This window comes from Nitrosomonas sp. (genome assembly GCF_019752095.1).
GTDB lineage: Bacteria > Pseudomonadota > Gammaproteobacteria > Burkholderiales > Nitrosomonadaceae > Nitrosomonas.
This window is the reverse complement of sequence record NZ_JAIEMO010000045.1, coordinates 1-12206: the sequence shown is the minus strand read 5'-3', so window position 1 is coordinate 12206 and position 12206 is coordinate 1. Positions and strand designations below refer to the sequence as shown.

The 12206-nt window shown below is 45.0% G+C and carries 13 protein-coding genes; 11 read left to right on the top strand and 2 right to left on the bottom strand.

The genetic code is table 11. The features are described from left to right. Positions 1 to 2 precede the first annotated feature (2 nt). The 4 genes from bioD to K2Q13_RS12720 all read left to right on the top strand — a co-directional run bounded on the left by bioD (position 3) and on the right by K2Q13_RS12720 (position 2463). Positions 3 to 674: a dethiobiotin synthase gene (gene bioD / locus K2Q13_RS12735; protein ID WP_292921576.1), complete on the top strand. Its 672-nt coding sequence runs from the start codon at positions 3 to 5 to the stop codon at positions 672 to 674. A gap of 71 nt (positions 675 to 745) precedes the next feature. Beyond that, positions 746 to 1465: a hypothetical protein gene (locus K2Q13_RS12730; RefSeq protein WP_292921574.1), complete on the top strand. Its 720-nt coding sequence runs from the start codon at positions 746 to 748 to the stop codon at positions 1463 to 1465. A gap of 14 nt (positions 1466 to 1479) precedes the next feature. Then, on the top strand, positions 1480 to 1776 hold the full coding sequence (locus tag K2Q13_RS12725; RefSeq protein WP_292921573.1) for a DUF3175 domain-containing protein: 297 nt from the start codon (positions 1480 to 1482) through the stop codon (positions 1774 to 1776). Between the two features lie 48 nt (positions 1777 to 1824). Further along, positions 1825 to 2463, top strand: coding sequence for a hypothetical protein (locus K2Q13_RS12720; protein ID WP_292921571.1), 639 nt, complete (start codon positions 1825 to 1827; stop codon positions 2461 to 2463). 102 nt (positions 2464 to 2565) lie between these two features. Here K2Q13_RS12720 and K2Q13_RS12715 read toward each other — a convergent pair whose 3' ends face one another. After that, positions 2566 to 3321 carry a carbonic anhydrase gene (locus tag K2Q13_RS12715; protein WP_292921569.1) on the bottom strand — a complete coding sequence of 252 codons (756 nt, stop codon included), beginning with the start codon at positions 3319 to 3321 and terminating at the stop codon, positions 2566 to 2568. A gap of 308 nt (positions 3322 to 3629) precedes the next feature. Here K2Q13_RS12715 and K2Q13_RS12710 point away from each other — a divergent pair, with 308 nt between their 5' ends. The 3 genes from K2Q13_RS12710 to K2Q13_RS12700 are packed head-to-tail and all read left to right on the top strand — an operon-like array spanning position 3630 to position 5229. After that, entirely contained in the window at positions 3630 to 4589 is a 960-nt protein-coding gene (locus tag K2Q13_RS12710) for a hypothetical protein (protein ID WP_292921567.1), read from the top strand. 36 nt (positions 4590 to 4625) lie between these two features. Beyond that, positions 4626 to 4838 (top strand): DUF4177 domain-containing protein, encoded by a 213-nt coding sequence (locus tag K2Q13_RS12705; RefSeq protein ID WP_013647157.1) that lies wholly within the window; start codon positions 4626 to 4628, stop codon positions 4836 to 4838. Between the two features lie 4 nt (positions 4839 to 4842). Further along, entirely contained in the window at positions 4843 to 5229 is a 387-nt protein-coding gene (locus K2Q13_RS12700) for a TM2 domain-containing protein (RefSeq protein WP_292921563.1), read from the top strand. A 25-nt stretch (positions 5230 to 5254) separates the two neighbouring features. Here the strand turns inward: K2Q13_RS12700 and K2Q13_RS12695 are convergent, their stop codons facing one another. Beyond that, on the bottom strand, positions 5255 to 6511 hold the full coding sequence (locus tag K2Q13_RS12695; protein WP_292921561.1) for an HDOD domain-containing protein: 1257 nt from the start codon (positions 6509 to 6511) through the stop codon (positions 5255 to 5257). A 648-nt stretch (positions 6512 to 7159) separates the two neighbouring features. On the opposite strand from K2Q13_RS12695, the gene K2Q13_RS12690 reads away from it, so the two are divergent. From K2Q13_RS12690 to glcF, 4 genes are read left to right on the top strand one after another with little or no spacing between them, the layout of a single operon-like run. Beyond that, positions 7160 to 8065: a 2-hydroxy-3-oxopropionate reductase gene (locus tag K2Q13_RS12690; protein ID WP_292921559.1), complete on the top strand. Its 906-nt coding sequence runs from the start codon at positions 7160 to 7162 to the stop codon at positions 8063 to 8065. Positions 8066 to 8073: 8 nt separating this feature from the next. Continuing rightward, on the top strand, positions 8074 to 9528 hold the full coding sequence (locus K2Q13_RS12685) for an FAD-linked oxidase C-terminal domain-containing protein (protein ID WP_292921557.1): 1455 nt from the start codon (positions 8074 to 8076) through the stop codon (positions 9526 to 9528). Between the two features lie 5 nt (positions 9529 to 9533). Beyond that, positions 9534 to 10610: a glycolate oxidase subunit GlcE gene (gene glcE / locus K2Q13_RS12680; RefSeq protein WP_292921555.1), complete on the top strand. Its 1077-nt coding sequence runs from the start codon at positions 9534 to 9536 to the stop codon at positions 10608 to 10610. After that, positions 10611 to 11861, top strand: coding sequence for a glycolate oxidase subunit GlcF (gene glcF / locus K2Q13_RS12675; protein ID WP_292921553.1), 1251 nt, complete (start codon positions 10611 to 10613; stop codon positions 11859 to 11861). The last annotated feature ends 345 nt before the right edge of the window (positions 11862 to 12206 follow it).

Here is a 12206-nt window from a genome sequence, read left to right as displayed (position 1 = left end):
ACATGAGTGTCGGATTCTTTGTCACCGGTACCGATACCGGAATCGGTAAAACCACTGTGAGTTGCGCGTTGTTGCATGCCTTTGCCGCACAAGGCAACAAAGTCGTTGGCATGAAACCGATTGCTGCAGGCAGCGAGAACGGAAAATGGCCGGATGTCGAACAATTATTCGCCGCCAGCAACATAAGCATTACCCGCCAGCAAATCAATCCGTATGCGTTTGATTCCCCCATTTCTCCGCACATCGCCGCGCAACAGGCAGACATGGAAATTGATCTGACGATTATTCATCAGGCTTACCAGGAACTCAGTAGCAAAGCGGACATTGTCATCGTCGAAGGTGCGGGCGGGTTTCTGGTGCCGATCAATCCAAGCCAGAATGGCGCGGATTTGGCGATAAAATTGAATCTTCCGGTGATATTGGTGGTTGGCATGCGTTTGGGTTGTTTGAATCATGCGTTGCTGACGGTTGAGGCTATAAGGATTGCAGGTTTGAACTTGGCCGGTTGGGTAGCAAACTGCGTGGATCCGCAGATGTTGGTTTTACAGCAAAATATTGCGACATTGGAGCTGCGATTGGATTGCCCTTTGCTGGGGATGGTGCCGTTTAAGTTGAAAATGGAAATGCAAAAAATTGCTAGTCTTCTCGATGTTGTGGCATTGGAGAGCTATTGAATGATAGGCATGTATATCAAGTGTGAGAGAGAATTGAGATTTTTGAAGTTGCGTTTGGGTAAGAAATTGATATGAATAGAGATGAATCTGTCGCAAAAAACTATTTGGAGAAATATTACGATAATGTCAAATTTGAACCTGACGGTAATATTCCTCCTGATTTTCTGATAGAAAATTCTATTGGTGTAGAAGTAAGAAGGCTTAATCAGCAACACTACTATGCAAACGGAGAAACAGAAGGATTAGAAGAAACGGCTATACCTTTGTGTAACAAAGTGAAAAAAGTGTTATCGAACTATGATGCGGAAGCTGGTGGTAATAATTTCTGGGTAGGATTGTGTTATGAAAGAGATAAAGGGAAACTTGATGTTTCTGAGAAAAAGATTAAGGAAGCAATCGATGCTTTTCATAGTCAGAATGAAGCTATTCCTTACAAATATAAAATAGGTGAAAACGTGTTGCTCGAATTCATTGCAAAAGGTTCTGTAACAACGCATAGGTACGAACTTGGATCTGAAATCGATCTAGATTCTGGAGGCTGGATAGCAAATGTATGTTCAGATGCAATTAGACATTGTATCGAAGAAAAGGAAATAAAAATAATGCCTTATATTGCTAGATATGACCGCTGGTGGTTGCTGTTAGTTGATCATATGAGTTATACGAAAAGTGAAGATCAAGTTGATATTGTTAAATGTATCACTAAACCTTCATGTTTTGAACGAATCATAATAGTTAATTATGATGGAACATCGAAACCTATTGATTCATCTATCTATCTAGGTAGATGAATAGCCATAAATTCATGCTCCTAGAGACTTTCCAACACTGGTCACAACAAGTCACCGAGACCAGCAACGCGCTAGATCTTGAGCCCGGTGTTTTTTCATGGGATGATCCGCGTAAAATTGCATTGTCGCTGAAACGATCTGCCAACAATAGCCAGCGACGCAAGGCTGCACCGTTCGCGTCAGCGATGTCGATGCTTGATTTTTATATCAATCGGGCGGGAAAGCGTTTGTCTGCGCATCAGTGCGATGTGCTGGAGAAGGCCAAGAGTGCATTGCGTGAACTGTATGGAAGGGCGCGAATCGAACTTTAGCCGATCGCTTACCAATAGCTTGTCAATCAGATAAAATTTTTCGTATCCATGAATTACTTAGATTTAACCAACAATCAATTCACTCCCAACGGCTATTGGAATCAACCGCTTGGTAGCTTGAATCCGCCGACAGCCCGTGAATTAGCGCTTTTTGATCAAAATGGCTATGACCTGACCGACTTGGAGCAATGTTATGCCGAAGTTAACTTGACACCTGCGAAAGCACATCGAGAGCATCGTCGTGCTTTAAAATTACCTTGGTTCACGCAACCGGAGCGGGTGGAAGGCGCTGTGCTGAATCATAGTTTGTTGTTTGAGCGTAAAGGGTACACTGGCGAAGCCTTGGAACAGCTGGAGCGATGGACGCAAACAAACCCGCTAGTTTACAAAATCATCAGGATGCGTCCCAAATGGGGGCTGGATTTCAGCATGGATTATGCGGATCGTGCCGGTAATGTATTTGAAGTATTGCACTGGGAATATGATGGCTTTGACTTTGATGAAGTCGAAGCGCACAAACGGCAGTTGGAACCTAAGCTTGCCGCCATTGATTGGGACGATGCCGCTGCGAGTGTCCTGAAACTGAAAGATCAGTGGCATCACTTGGATTTTTTTGCGCAAAGCGATTGGAAGTGTAACTACTTTGGTATTGTCAAAGAGCGTTTCAAGATGGTGATTTGGGAATAAAAAATCGACCGGGAAATGAATTGTAAATACTACAGATTCTGTTGTATCAACTACCGTTTCTTAAGATCGCCTGCTACTTTTACGCGTTGTACTAGTTAAGAATCAAGCAACCAGATCGACCTTGCCTGTTTTCAAGCTATATACACCGCCAACCACAAGCAGCTTTTTCTCGGCTACCAATCGACTGAGGATTGGTGTCTGCTTTTTCAATTCACGCACATTTTGTATCACATTCATTTCCACTACATCGTCAATGCGGTTTTCCGATTTCTTGTCAATGGCTCTCACCGCTGGCGCCAGTGCACTGGCTATAGATTGAATATGCCCAGGAAATTGCGTGCTATTATCTACAGCATCAATAGCGGCCTGGATTGCGCCGCAACTTTGATGACCAAGCACCATAATAAGGGGAGTATGTAAAACCAATGCGGCATATTCAAGTGTGGCTACAAAATCTGTAGTTAGATAGTTTCCAGCAACGCGCGCGACAAATAAATCCCCCCGTTGCTCATCAAATGAGAACTCAGGGCCCACCCGTGAGTCAGCGCAGCTTAATATACTGGCATAGGGATTCTGCCCACTGACCAATGCGGCACGTTCATGTTTAAAATTCAATGGCGTAGACTGACCCGCAACATAACGTTCATTACCCGCCATCAATCTCTCTAACGCCGCTTCCGGTGTGAGTACATTTTCAGGTTGTGGCGGCGTCGTAACAACACCCGATGTGGCCATCACCTTATCAGCAGCTGCAATTCCCAACCCGAGTGAAGATGCCACGGCCATTTTTAGAAATGAGCGTCTTTGCTGATTTTGTTGCAAATGCGTGTTTTCTTGCTCGTTAGAGGCTTGGCACATTTTTTGTCCTTTTTACGTAAAATAATTTTTGCACGGATTTTTTATATTGTATAAGAACATAGAGGGATTGCGGAAAAATTAAGCGACAATAAAAGTGAAAAGGTTTTCAGGGAATTGAATTCCTGTTTTTCTCTGATTCTTTGGGACAAAACCTATTGGGGATTCGCAGGCTCACTCCAATCTACGGGCTACGGACTCTATGGTAGATCTAACGCGCTATGTTATGATGAAATGCGACTCCGTTGATGGCCTTAACAAGAAAAGCTATTTTGGAAACCTAATTCTGTTGATCTACAGGGAGGGTAATTATGGCTGATGTTTTCTTTGACGTAAGCGGCAATATCCGTGCTGTTGGCTCTATTCGTCGCGGGGCGAATGGTAATCCGCAATCACTGGATGCTTCCATTGCGGATGGCGATACGATTGGTTTTTATTTCTCTGGAAGCGGATCGGTGCGTTTTCTAGGTGTGGATACACCGGAAAAGAATTTTCAACTACCGGGTTCACAAGCACATCGTCGCCTTGATTCAGAGGAATGGGATACTTACCTGACGGATCCTTTTCTACCCCAGTTTGATCCTTATAACCTCGATGCTGATCTTATAGCTCACTTGCGTACTCGTATCGGCCCAGGCGCAGGCATCAATCATCGCTTCCACGCTGACAACGCTGAGCAGGCACTGATTGCGCAGGTACAAGCGGATATGGATGCACTGGGGCAAACCTCGGATACGTTTGGATACTTCCTTTCTTTTTCCTTCGAGGTATTTGATTCTTACGGGCGTTTTCTGGCTTTTATAAATCGCAACCAACCCAACGCTAATATTCCTGGGCCACGACCATCTTCGTATAACGAGCGGCAACTGGAAAGCGGCGCGGCACTGCCGTACTTTATCTGGCCGAATATTGCTCCATTCCGGAAAGAATCGTTGTTGGAGGCTGTTTTTTCGCCTAGTATGGCAAGGCGAACAGCTGAAGCTAGCTCCGATTTAAGGCGTACCCGCGATTTTGTGCGTCAGGCACGCGCGAATGGAATGGGTGTTTTTAATCCAGCAAATCCACTGCGCTTCGAAGCGTTTGAAGTGCGCTATCTGGAGCGGCGCGAATTACCCAATCGCGCAGTAATTGATTTGAGTCGCGATGATGATGTCATCCTGCAAGCGCAGCATTACTTTCGTGTTCCCAATGCAGAGGATCGGTTGTTTATTCCGCCTGCATTCGTTCCGCTGTTCGTCATGCGTGGGTGGCGCCTTGAAGGCTGGTTTTGAAACAGACATTTTATTTAAATCAAAGGAAATCGAATAATGGCTTATAAGGAATACAAAGTATTACACGTGACAGAGGGCGGGGTCGGAACAATTTTCTTGGGCGCATCCGGTATTCCAATCAAACGACTGGAAACGACGTTGAATAAAGAGGCAGCCGATGGTTGGACGCTGGTGTTCCAATTTGTTGAGCAGAAGCGGTTCTTGCTGTTCTGGAAGCGCGAGGCGGTGATCATTACGTTGGCACGCTAGTGCGATGAGAAAGAAACAGGCGATTCAGGATGAGGAGGAACGTATTAGGAGGCTGGTGCGCGAATTACCGGATAACAAACGACTGCAATTTTTCCAGCAAGTTGAGAAAGATCTGAAAGATCCGGATACTTACGCTACGCTCAATTTCTTATTCATCGCCGGGTTGCATCATTTTTATCTGGGTAAGTGGTTTCGGGGTTTAGTCAATTTCAGTATTTTTCTGCTGGGAGTCATTTTGTTATTCACGCCAGCGGTTATTATAGGCGTGTTTTTACTGCTTGCTATTACGATAATTGAGCTCATGGCCCTATTTAACGCACAGATTGTAGTTCAGGAATACAATAATGGTGTTATGGAAAAAATTTATCGTGAGTTTATTGCAGACTGCTAAGCGTAATATTGCATACAAGCATATGTTAACTCATGGTTTCTTCTGCGCGATTAACCCATGCTATTGCTTTCATTTCAATATCTGAGAACTCATCCAGACTGAGAAAACCGAGTTCGGATAATAGGAAGTGAATGGAGGTTATTTCACCTTTTTCTTTGGCTTCGATTAATTTTAATGCCTGACCCAAACGTCCGTGGCGAGTTAATAAGGCTTGGCTTGTGTCATCAGAAATTCCTAATTTGTTGACGATTTGTTGCATTTCAATGCCAAGTAGTTCGTCCAGAAGCGACAAAATGCCAACCATATAGGCGCGTTCGTGATGGTTCTTATCATGAGGACGTTCAGCCGTTGCAATTAATTCCATCAATTTCCCGCGTGTCACGGCAGTTTGTGTGATTTCATCAGATATACTGTCCGTATCCGGCGATTGGCTGGAGGTATAGAGTAAAAGCTGTATCCATTTTTGTAACTGCTTGCGTCCCATTAACTGAACGGCTTGTTTAATAGAATTAATTATGAATGGTAAACCTTCGTTACTTGAGTTCGCCATACGCAACAGGTTATAACTTAAACTTGGTTGATTTTTAAATTCTTTCTCAATTTGGTCTATATCACTGTCTTGATCATTATTGCGCATCACCAAAGCTAACAGCTTTAATAATGAAACCTTGTCAGTGTCAACATGCTTGGCCGACATAACTTCAGGTTTAGCAAAATAATAGCCTTGAAACATTTGGAAACCTAATTGCCTGCAATGCGTCTCCTGTTCCTGGTTTTCAACTTTTAGCGCTAAGAGTAAGACAGGCCAAAGATTGAGCTGATTAACTAGCTGGGTGAGCTGATCTTTGGTCAGAGCCAGAACATCGACTTTGACGACACTGACCAAGGGTAACAGCAGCTCAACTTGATTGTTGAAAGCCACAATATTGTCGAGCGCAAACTGATACCCCTTTTGCTTCAGTTCCTTACAGCGCTGTAGAAACTCCGGTGTAATGGATGCGAATTCTTTCACTTCTAATACGATATGCTTACTGGGCAGTAAGCTAATAATGTCACTCAAGATGAGATCAGGATCCGCGTTGATAAAGCCACGCTGATGGCCTAGCACGTTGTGGATTCCGAATTTCCCGTAGGCATTTGCGATAACGTTTGCGGATGCCGACAAGTCATTAATGACATTAGCTGCTTCTTCAGCGCCTTCTTGCCTAAACAGTAACTCAAATGCCACTAGATTGTGATTACGATCTAGAATTGGCTGGCGGCCAAGACAGATGCTCCCCATAGATTTCTCCGGAAAAATTGATTGCAGCGCATAATTCTTGGTTATTCGATGCTATTGCTAGAGCCCTAACGATACTCGAATGATAGGAATGTATATTTTCTTTCACGTAGAGAAGCATATAGCAAAGCCAATGATCGCTTTGTGATAATAAAGCGGCTTTTTAATAGCTAAATGGCAAATTTGATCATGTACTTATTTTCTTAGTACAGATCACTTATTTGTTTTTGCAAGAATACGTAAAGACGGTAGCTAAAGGGTTGTTATTTTTTGCAGTGTATGGATTATCCTATTGCTGACCTAAATTATCAATTGGATATCGAGCGTGCAATGATGTTGGAATGAGTTCTCGGTATTATCAATTCCCCGCGCTTTTTACGGCCTACAGTTGTGCTTGTTATACGAATCTAGCAATTACGATAAGCAATTTTTTTCTATCTCTTCGGAAGCAGAGGAATGCTATAGTGGGTTGGCCTTATCGTCTCTTTCATGTTTTTCCTGTTATCTTTCAGCATTGGTGAAATGATCATAGTCGGATTGAATTAATGTGATCGATGTAGTTGTTCCAGTGATTGGTTTCTAAAAAGTGGCTAAGTATGGTGTAATTAGCTTCTTTCATCTAACTTTTCTTAAATCCGGTTTAGATTTTTTATGGCAAATATCGGTTTTATCGGTCTGGGTATCATGGGGAAGCCAATGGCCGGACAGTTGATCAAGGGGGGGCATAGTCTGTTTCTGCATTCGCGCAGCGGGGTGACTGCGGATTTGATTGCGCTGGGTGGCAGGGAATTTTTGTCGCCTAAAGAAGTGGCTCGGCATGCGGATATAATTATAACTATGTTGCCAGATACGCCGGATGTGGAGAAGGTTTTGTTTGACCAAAATGGCATTGTCGAGGGATTGAGACTTCGTTCGGGACAGGCCAAAACGATTGTGGATATGAGTTCGATTTCGCCACTGGAAACGCGTAAATTTGCAACACGCATCAATGCGCTGGGTCATGATTATGTGGACGCACCCGTATCTGGCGGTGATGTCGGGGCGCAAAATGCGACACTGACGATCATGGTAGGTGCGAGCGTGACAGTGTTCGAAAAAGTGAAATCGATTCTTGAGTTAATGGGAAAGAGCGTTATGCGTGTGGGTGAAAATGGTGCTGGCCAGGTTTGCAAGATTGCCAATCAGATCGTCGTGTCTTCAGCGATCGAGGCAGTGGCTGAAGCGCTATTGTTCGCTTCCAAAGCAGGAGTGGATCCGACTAAGGTTCGAGAGGCTTTGTTGGGCGGTTTTGCGGCTTCGCGTGTGTTGGAAGTACATGGGGAGCGCATGATTAACCGGCGTTTTGAGCCTGGTTTTCGCATTGAATTACATCAAAAAGATTTAAATATTGCATTGGAAAGCGCATCGGCTTTGGGTGTGAGTTTGCCGAATACCTCAACGGTGCGTGAATTATTTTCTGCTTGTCTCGCGCATGGCGGTGCAAAATGGGATAATTCTGCTATTGTTAAAATGCTGGAAAAACTTGCTAACCACGAAATTCGAAAGCATCTGGAATAACTAACTGCATGGCTCTACAAGAACTTGTTAACAAACTGCGTGCGATATTGCCACATGAGGCGGTACTATACGAAACCGAAGATTTGAAACCGTATGAATGCGATGGTTTATCAGCGTATCGGCAATTACCGCTGGTGGTTGTGTTGCCGCACACGGAAGAGCAAATCGTCAAAATTTTGCAGCTTTGTCATGCCACGAGCACTCCTGTCGTGGCACGCGGTGCAGGTACTGGTCTATCAGGAGGCGCACTGCCGCATGCGCAAGGTGTTTTGCTGTCCTTAGCCAAACTGAATCAGATTGTCACGATTGATCCACTGGCGCGTATCGCGCGTGTGCAGCCAGGAGTCAGGAATCTGGCGATTAGTGAGGCAGTGGCGATGTATGGCTTATATTATGCGCCCGATCCTTCATCGCAAATTGCTTGTTCGATTGGCGGTAACGTGGCGGAAAATTCGGGTGGCGTGCATTGCTTGAAATATGGTTTAACTGTGCACAACATTGTTAAATTGCGGGTTTTGACGATCGACGGCGAGTATCTGGAAATAGGCGGCGAGAGTTTGGATAGTGCGGGGTATGATTTGCTCGCATTAATGACCGGTAGCGAAGGTATGCTGGGCGTAATTACGGAAATTACCGTGAAACTGATTCCAATGCCGGAGAAAGCACAGTTGGTGATGGCAGCATTTGATGATGTACTCAAAGCAGGTAATGCGGTGGCGAATGTCATCGCCGCAGGCATTATTCCCGCCGGTATGGAAATGATGGATAAAATTACTATCCATGCAGTGGAAGAATTTTTACAAGCGGGTTATGACTTGGATGCGGCGGCAATTTTGTTGTGTGAATCCGATGGCAGCGATGAAGAAGTGGCAGATGAGATCAAGCAAATTTATACCATTATGCAGCAAAGTGGAGCAACCAAAATCAGCACCTCGCGCAATGAAGCAGAGCGCCTTAGGTTCTGGGCTGGACGGAAAGCGGCATTTCCTGCTGCCGGTAGAGTTTCGCCGGATTATTACTGCATGGATGGAACGATTCCGCGTAAACGACTGGCCGATGTGCTGCGCGGCATTGAGAAGTTATCCCAGGAATATGGATTACGCTGCATGAATGTGTTTCATGCCGGGGATGGTAACTTACACCCCTTGATTTTATACGATGCCAATCAGCCTGGTGAATTGGAAAGGACCGAAGAGTTTGGCGGAAAGATACTAGAGATGTGTATTCGTGCAGGGGGTACAATTACCGGAGAACATGGCGTGGGAATGGAGAAAATCAATCAGATGTGTATCCAATTCGGCGCAGGTGAGTTGGCAATGTTTCATGCGGTGAAGTCGGCATTTGATCCAACGGGATTGCTGAATCCCGGTAAAGCGGTTCCTACTTTACATCGTTGCGCGGAATTGGGCGCCATGCATGTGCATCGAGGCGAGGAGAAATTTGCGGAATTGCCGCGCTTCTAGAATCTATGCAACAAGCTATTATTGATCAATATAGTGCAGTCATTTGTGCTGCAGCTGAGAATAAATCCCCATTGCAAATACGCGCTGGCGGCACCAAGCATTTTTATGGTAATTCCTCATTCGGGCAAAAAGATACCTTGTTAGATACGACGGCGTATCACGGCATTATTGATTACGAACCGACTGAGTTGGTAATTACAGCGTGCGCAGGTACACGCTTAGCGGATCTGGAGGCTTTGCTAGCGCAGCACGGGCAAATGTTGGCATTCGAGCCGCCATATTTTGGTGCAGATGCGACTTTGGGTGGTTGCATAGCCGCTGGCTTATCAGGTCCGCGTCGTGTTGCTGCTGGCGCGGCGCGTGATTTTGTGTTGGGTACGCGATTGCTCGACGGGAAAGGTAGAGATTTGCGTTTTGGCGGACAAGTAATGAAAAATGTCGCTGGTTATGATGTTTCCCGGTTGATGGTGGGAGCCATGGGTACTTTAGGCGTGTTGCTGGAAGTTTCGCTGAAGGTCTTGCCAAAATCACCATTTGAAATTACGGTGCAGATGCCTATGAATGAAGCTGCAGCGATCGAGAAAATGAATCAATGGGCTAGCAAGCCGCTGCCGATCTCAGCAACTTGTTATGTTGATGGCGTGTTGTTTCTCAGGCTATCTGGGGCTGAATCAGCTGTGCGCGCAGCACAGATAAAATTGGGAGGCGAAGAGTTGGCAGGAGGTAAGGACTTCTGGCAATCGGTGCGCGAGCAGTCGCATGATTTTTTTCAATCAGATAAGCTTCTATGGCGTTTATCAATTAAATCAACAACAGCGCCTATATTGCTACCCGGAAAACAATTACTGGAGTGGTGTGGCGGCTTACGGTGGTTGCTTTGCGATGCAAGTGTGGATCAGGAAATAATTCGTAAAACAGCTAAAAATGCGAGCGGTCATGCTACCTTGTTTCGTAGTAATGCGTTTCGCAATGCTGTATTTCATCCGTTGGATCCGGCTATGATGGAAATTCATCGCCTGCTGAAAGAAAAATTTGATCCATCGGGAATTTTTAATCCCGGCCGGCTTTATTCAGAGTTTTAAATGCAAACCAAGCTTGCTGATTTTATAAAAAACTCACCGCAAGGGCAGGAAGCGGATGCCATTTTGCGTAGTTGCGTGCATTGCGGCTTTTGTTTGGCGACTTGCCCTACCTATCAGATTCTGGGTGATGAGCTGGATAGTCCCCGCGGTCGTATTTATCTGATGAAACAGATGCTGGAAGGGCAACCGGTCACGCAAAAAACGCAATTGCATCTGGATCGATGCCTTACATGCCGTGCCTGTGAAACGACTTGCCCATCAGGGGTGCGTTACGGTGCCTTAGTGGATATCAGCCGAGGCATTGTTGAGAAACAGGTAAAGCGTAATCTTGGGTCAGAAGTTTTGCGCTATACACTGCGGAAAATTTTGCCTAATCCATTGCTATTCAATACGTTTTTTAAAGTGGGTCAGGTCGTGCGCCCATTCTTGCCGCAGAAATTCAAAAGAAAAATTCCGGTTAAGCCTGATCCTGCCAGTGCGTGGCCTGCAGAGCGGCATGCGCGCAAAATGCTGATTCTTGACGGTTGCGTGCAACCGTCATTGGCGCCTAATATTAATGCCGCTACTGCACGTGTGCTAAACAGCTTGGGCATATCATTGATCAAGGCTGAAAATGCAGGATGTTGTGGCGCAGTTGCCTTTCATTTGAATGCCCAGCAGGATGGACTTAACTATATGCGGCGCAATATAGATGCTTGGTGGCCTTTGGTGGAGCAAAAAGGAATCGAGGCGATTGTGATGACTGCGAGTGGATGTGGTGTAACGGTCAAAGAATATGGGTACTTATTAAGTCATGATCCGGGTTATGCAGAAAAAGCGGAGAATATTTCAGCTCTGACCAAAGATATTAGTGAAGTGTTATTGGTTGAAATCGAGAGTCTGCAACAATTGGTCCAATCGCGATTAGAGCTGAATCAGACAAAATTATCTTTCCATTCTCCTTGTACCCTGCAGCACGGCATGAAAATTCGTGGTGTAGTGGAGCAAATACTGATGCTTGCCGGTTTTGATTTAACCGTCGTTCCCAATGCGCATCTATGTTGTGGTTCAGCAGGTACGTACTCAATTTTACAGCCGGAACTTTCGCAACAGCTCTTAAAAAATAAAATCATTGCGCTTGAGTCGGGAAAACCGGATCAGGTTGCTACTGCGAATATTGGGTGTTTGATGCATCTGCAAAACGGTACATCAACACCTGTGAAACATTGGATTGAGTTATTGGATGAGCGGATAACTCGCCATAAAGTTTGAAGCTGCAGTGTTTATCAGTAAATGAGCTTGGTTCAGGCAGCGCAGCTGCTGTCCATAGTGCATACTGTTTTCATGCTTGCTACACAAACTTAGTTAAGCTGGATTCGTATAATAAGTGCAATTTTCTGAGTTAGGAGGTCAGTTGTTATATTTGACCATTTAACTCGCCAAAGGAAAATGCCAATGAAGTACACACAGCTGAACGCACATGAAAGATACCAGATTTACAGTTTAAAGAACGCGGGACATAAACAACAGGAGATAGCGAAATAATAGGCAGATCGGCACCAACCATAAGTAGAGAACTGAAGCGTAATCGGGGGAAGCGAAATTACCGACCGAAAC

Coding starts and splice junctions, on each gene's coding strand:
- bioD (WP_292921576.1), top strand. CDS start 3: ATGAGTGTCGGATTCTTTGTCACCGGTACCGATACCGGAATCGGTAAA.
- K2Q13_RS12730 (WP_292921574.1), top strand. CDS start 746: ATGAATAGAGATGAATCTGTCGCAAAAAACTATTTGGAGAAATATTAC.
- K2Q13_RS12725 (WP_292921573.1), top strand. CDS start 1,480: ATGCTCCTAGAGACTTTCCAACACTGGTCACAACAAGTCACCGAGACC.
- K2Q13_RS12720 (WP_292921571.1), top strand. CDS start 1,825: ATGAATTACTTAGATTTAACCAACAATCAATTCACTCCCAACGGCTAT.
- K2Q13_RS12715 (WP_292921569.1), bottom strand. CDS start 3,321: ATGTGCCAAGCCTCTAACGAGCAAGAAAACACGCATTTGCAACAAAAT.
- K2Q13_RS12710 (WP_292921567.1), top strand. CDS start 3,630: ATGGCTGATGTTTTCTTTGACGTAAGCGGCAATATCCGTGCTGTTGGC.
- K2Q13_RS12705 (WP_013647157.1), top strand. CDS start 4,626: ATGGCTTATAAGGAATACAAAGTATTACACGTGACAGAGGGCGGGGTC.
- K2Q13_RS12700 (WP_292921563.1), top strand. CDS start 4,843: ATGAGAAAGAAACAGGCGATTCAGGATGAGGAGGAACGTATTAGGAGG.
- K2Q13_RS12695 (WP_292921561.1), bottom strand. CDS start 6,511: ATGGGGAGCATCTGTCTTGGCCGCCAGCCAATTCTAGATCGTAATCAC.
- K2Q13_RS12690 (WP_292921559.1), top strand. CDS start 7,160: ATGGCAAATATCGGTTTTATCGGTCTGGGTATCATGGGGAAGCCAATG.
- K2Q13_RS12685 (WP_292921557.1), top strand. CDS start 8,074: ATGGCTCTACAAGAACTTGTTAACAAACTGCGTGCGATATTGCCACAT.
- glcE (WP_292921555.1), top strand. CDS start 9,534: ATGCAACAAGCTATTATTGATCAATATAGTGCAGTCATTTGTGCTGCA.
- glcF (WP_292921553.1), top strand. CDS start 10,611: ATGCAAACCAAGCTTGCTGATTTTATAAAAAACTCACCGCAAGGGCAG.